This window comes from Sphingosinicella sp., from assembly GCF_052387495.1.
Lineage (GTDB): Bacteria > Pseudomonadota > Alphaproteobacteria > Sphingomonadales > Sphingomonadaceae > Allosphingosinicella.
Genome location: NZ_JBQTJC010000146.1, coordinates 1 through 3,612, shown reverse-complemented (window position 1 = coordinate 3,612; position 3,612 = coordinate 1). Strand labels below are relative to the sequence as shown.

The window sequence follows — 3,612 nt, the reverse complement described above, 5'->3', positions numbered from 1 at the left end:
GCGCTGAACCTGAGCGCGAGCTTCCACACCATTCGGCTCGCGCTGCCGGCGATGAAGGAGCAAGGCTGGGGCCGGATCGTCAACACCGCCTCGGCGCACAGCTTGGTCGCCAGCCCCAACAAGTCCGCCTATGTCGCCGCCAAGCACGGCATTGCCGGTCTCACCAAGACGGTCGCGCTCGAGGCGGCGCCGCATGGCGTGACCGTGAACTGCATCAGCCCCGGCTATGTCTGGACCCCGTTGGTCGAGAACCAGATCCCCGACACGATGAAGGCGCGCGGCCTGACCCGCGAGCAGGTCGTCAACGACGTCATGCTCGCCGCCCAGCCGACCAAGCGGTTCGTCACGGTCGAGCAGGTCGCCGCCCTCGCCCTCTACCTCTGCCGCGACGAAGCCGGCTCGATCACCGGCGCGAACCTCAGCATGGACGGCGGCTGGACGGCGCAATAGGCGCCTACTGGCTGTACAGCTCCGAAATGTGGAGGCTGGCGGGCTGCAGGCTCGCATTGCCGTAGGTGCCGACCCAGATCTCGTAGCGGCCGGTCAGCGGACGGTTGAAGCGGACCATCGGGTTCAAGCCGTTCACCCCGGTATCGTCGTCGCAATACCAGCGGCCGTCCGGCGCGTTGACGACCAAGGTCGTATCGGCGCGCGATGCGACCGAGATGATCAAGGGCAGCGAGCTGCCGCCCGTGAAGTGGAGCCGGACGTCGGGTGCGTTGCTGATGAAGCCGCGGCAATCCGGGCTCACCGCAGCCTCGGCATTGATCTCGCCACCGGACTGGAGCGCGACCACCTGCGGATCGGGCGTGAAGCCCGTACGCAGCGTGATCGAGCCGTAATTCGGCTGGGCATTGACGTTCTGGGCTGAGGCCGGAAGCACTGCCAGAGCGGCGACGGCGGCGGCGCCGAGCATATATTTGATCATCTCAAAATCCCCCCTCGACTCGACAAGGGCGCAGGCCCCGTGCCGACGTCCTCCGAGTGAAGGTGCCCCAAACGCGCCGGGAGCGCAATGATCTGGCTCAATGGGGTTGAAGGCGTGCCCCGATCCGGCGCAAGCTGGCGCCGATGGGCCCGCTCCTCGTCCTTGCCTTTCTCGCCCAGCCCGCCTGCCCCGCGCAGGCGGACGCGCCGCTCGCCGCGCCCGAGGAGCGGCGCTGCATCCCGCCAGCCGCGAACTGGCGGGCGGTCGCGACCGAGGCCGACCGCGACCGGCTGCGCGACTGGCGCGACGCCTGGGTCGAGGCGCTCGCCGGCGCCCGCGCGGCGGGCCACCAGGCCGAGCTGGCGCGCGAGGGCGTCCTGCTCGATCCCGACATGGCGCTGGAGAATCCCGCGCCGCCGCCGGGCGACTACAATTGCCGCGTCCTCAAGCTCGGCGCGCGCCAGCCGTCCAATCTCGCCTTCGTCGCCTACCCCGCCTTCCGCTGCCGGATCGCCGCGGCGGGCGAGGGGATGAGCTTCACCAAGCTCACCGGATCGCAGCGCCCGATCGGCCGCCTCTATTCCGACAACGAGCTGCGCCTCATTTTCCTCGGCACGATGCAATTGGGCGACGAGCGCCGCGCCTATCGCTACGGCTTCGACCGGGACCGCGACATGGCCGGCATCGTCGAGCGGATCGGCGACGATCGCTGGCGCCTCGTATTGCCCCGCCCCGCCTATGAATCGCTGCTCGACGTGATCGAGCTCACCCCCGCCCGCTAGAAGGATGCCCGGATGCGACGCAAAATCTTCGCCGCCATGCTATTGGCCGCGGCCATGACGGGGCCGCTCGACGCGCAGGAGCTCAACCAGGCGATCCGGCAGGACATGCCCGCGCTGATGGAGCTCTATCGCGAGTTCCACGCCAATCCCGAGCTGTCGATGCAGGAGCGGGCGACCGCCGAGCGGATGGCGGCGCAGGCGCGGGCGCTCGGCTTCACCGTCACCACCGGCGTCGGCGGCACCGGCGTGGTCGCGGTGCTCGAGAACGGCCCCGGCCCGGTGGCGATGCTGCGCGCCGACATGGACGCGCTCCCGGTCGAGGAGCAGACCGGCCTGCCCTTCGCCAGCCGGGTCCGCGCGACCAGCTCGGCGGGCGTCGAGAGCGGCGTCATGCACGCCTGCGGCCATGATACCCACATGACCGCCTGGATCGGCGCCGCCCGCCGCCTCGTCGCGATGCGCGATCGCTGGTCCGGCACGCTCGTCATGATCGGCCAGCCCGGCGAGGAGGTCGGGCTCGGCGCCAAGGCGATGCTCGACGACGGCCTGTTCACGCGCTTCCCGCGCCCCAGCCACGTCATCGCCTTCCACGATTCGGCGACGCTCCCCGCCGGGATCATCGGCTTCACCCCCGGCCCGGCGCTCGCCAACGTCGATTCGGTCGACATTCAGGTGCGCGGGCAGGGCGGCCACGGCGCCGCGCCGCACACGACCCGCGATCCGATCGTCCTCGCCAGCCGCATCGTCACATCGCTGCAGACCCTCGTGAGCCGCGAGCTCGACCCGCTCGATTCCGCAGTGGTCACGGTCGGCAGCTTCCACGCCGGCACCAAGCACAACATCATCTCGGACGAGGCGCGGCTGCAGTTGACCGTGCGCAGCTACACACCCGAGGTCCGCCAGATGCTGCTCGACGGGATCCGCCGCATCGCCCGCGGCGAGGCGATCGCCGCCGGCATCCCCGAGGACCGGATGCCGGTGATCACCCAGGAGGTGAATTACACCCCCGCCACGGTCAACACCGCGGCGCTGACCGACGCCACCATGGCCCGCTTCCGCGCGCATTTCGGCGAGGAGCGGGTGCGGCAGGTCCGCGCGGTCATGGCCGGCGAGGATTTCAGCCAGTACCACCTCGCCGACCGCAATATCGAAAGCCTGATCTTCTGGGTCGGCGGCGTTCCCCAGGCGCGCTGGGACGCGGTCAACGGCGACACCGCCCGCCTGCCCTCGCTGCACAGCCCCTTCTTCGCGCCCGAAGCCGAGGCGGTGATCGCAACCGCGACCGAGGCGATGGTGGTGGCGGCGCTCGGGGTGCTCGGCAGCCGCTAGAAATTGTGTCCCGGCGAAGGCCGGGACCCAGTCTTCCCTTCAGGCTGGACCCCGGCCTCCGCCGGGGAACATCAGCCCCAGACCTCCCTGAGCCGCGCATCGCGGCCGCAGCCGCGGCGGTAACGCCGGTAGTGCGCCGGATTGCGCCGCGCATAATCCTGGTGCTCGGCCCCGGCTTCGTAGAAGCGCCCGGCCCGCCGCACCGGCGTGACGACCGGCCGCCCGAGCGTCCGCGCCGCCTCGGCCAGCGCCGCCCGCGCCTCGCGCAGCTGTCCCTGATTCGAGACGAAGACCGCGGTCCGGTAGCTCTCGCCCCGATCGCAGAACTGGCCGCCATTGTCGGTCGGATCGATCGTCCTCAGGAAGCGCCGGACGAGCTGGCCGTAGGAGATCCGCGCCGGATCGTAGGTCACCAGCACCGCCTCGAGATGCCCGGTCCCGCCGCCGACCACCTGCCGGTAGCTCGGATTGGCCAAAGTTCCGCCGCTGAAGCCAGACACCGCCGCGACCACGCCCGGGACCTGCTCGAGATCGTGCTCGGTCGACCAGAAGCAGCCGCCGGCGAACAGCGCC

Annotated in this window: 5 protein-coding genes; 3 read left to right on the top strand and 2 right to left on the bottom strand. The window is 70.6% G+C overall.

Annotated features, from left to right (window positions below; all coding sequences use genetic code 11):
• Positions 1-450, top strand: a 450-nt coding sequence (locus tag ACT4N8_RS08335) for an SDR family oxidoreductase (protein ID WP_444857672.1), incomplete at its 5' end; no start/stop codon positions are given.
• 4 nt (positions 451-454) lie between these two features.
• On the opposite strand, the gene ACT4N8_RS08330 is transcribed toward ACT4N8_RS08335, so the two are convergent.
• Positions 455-928: a hypothetical protein gene (locus tag ACT4N8_RS08330; RefSeq protein WP_444857671.1), complete on the bottom strand. Its 474-nt coding sequence runs from the start codon at positions 926-928 to the stop codon at positions 455-457.
• Between the two features lie 143 nt (positions 929-1,071).
• Between ACT4N8_RS08330 and ACT4N8_RS08325 the strand changes: the two genes are divergently transcribed.
• Together ACT4N8_RS08325 and ACT4N8_RS08320 are read left to right on the top strand one after the other, a co-directional pair.
• The gene (locus tag ACT4N8_RS08325; protein WP_444857670.1) at positions 1,072-1,710 is read left to right on the top strand and encodes a DUF4893 domain-containing protein; all 639 of its coding nucleotides are present in this window, start codon (positions 1,072-1,074) and stop codon (positions 1,708-1,710) included.
• 12 nt (positions 1,711-1,722) lie between these two features.
• Positions 1,723-3,039, top strand: a complete 1,317-nt coding sequence (locus ACT4N8_RS08320; protein WP_444857669.1) for an amidohydrolase — start codon at positions 1,723-1,725, stop codon at positions 3,037-3,039.
• Between the two features lie 71 nt (positions 3,040-3,110).
• Here the strand turns inward: ACT4N8_RS08320 and msrA are convergent.
• A partial coding sequence (gene msrA, locus ACT4N8_RS08315) for a peptide-methionine (S)-S-oxide reductase MsrA (RefSeq protein WP_444857668.1) occupies positions 3,111-3,612 on the bottom strand: 502 nt, incomplete at its 5' end.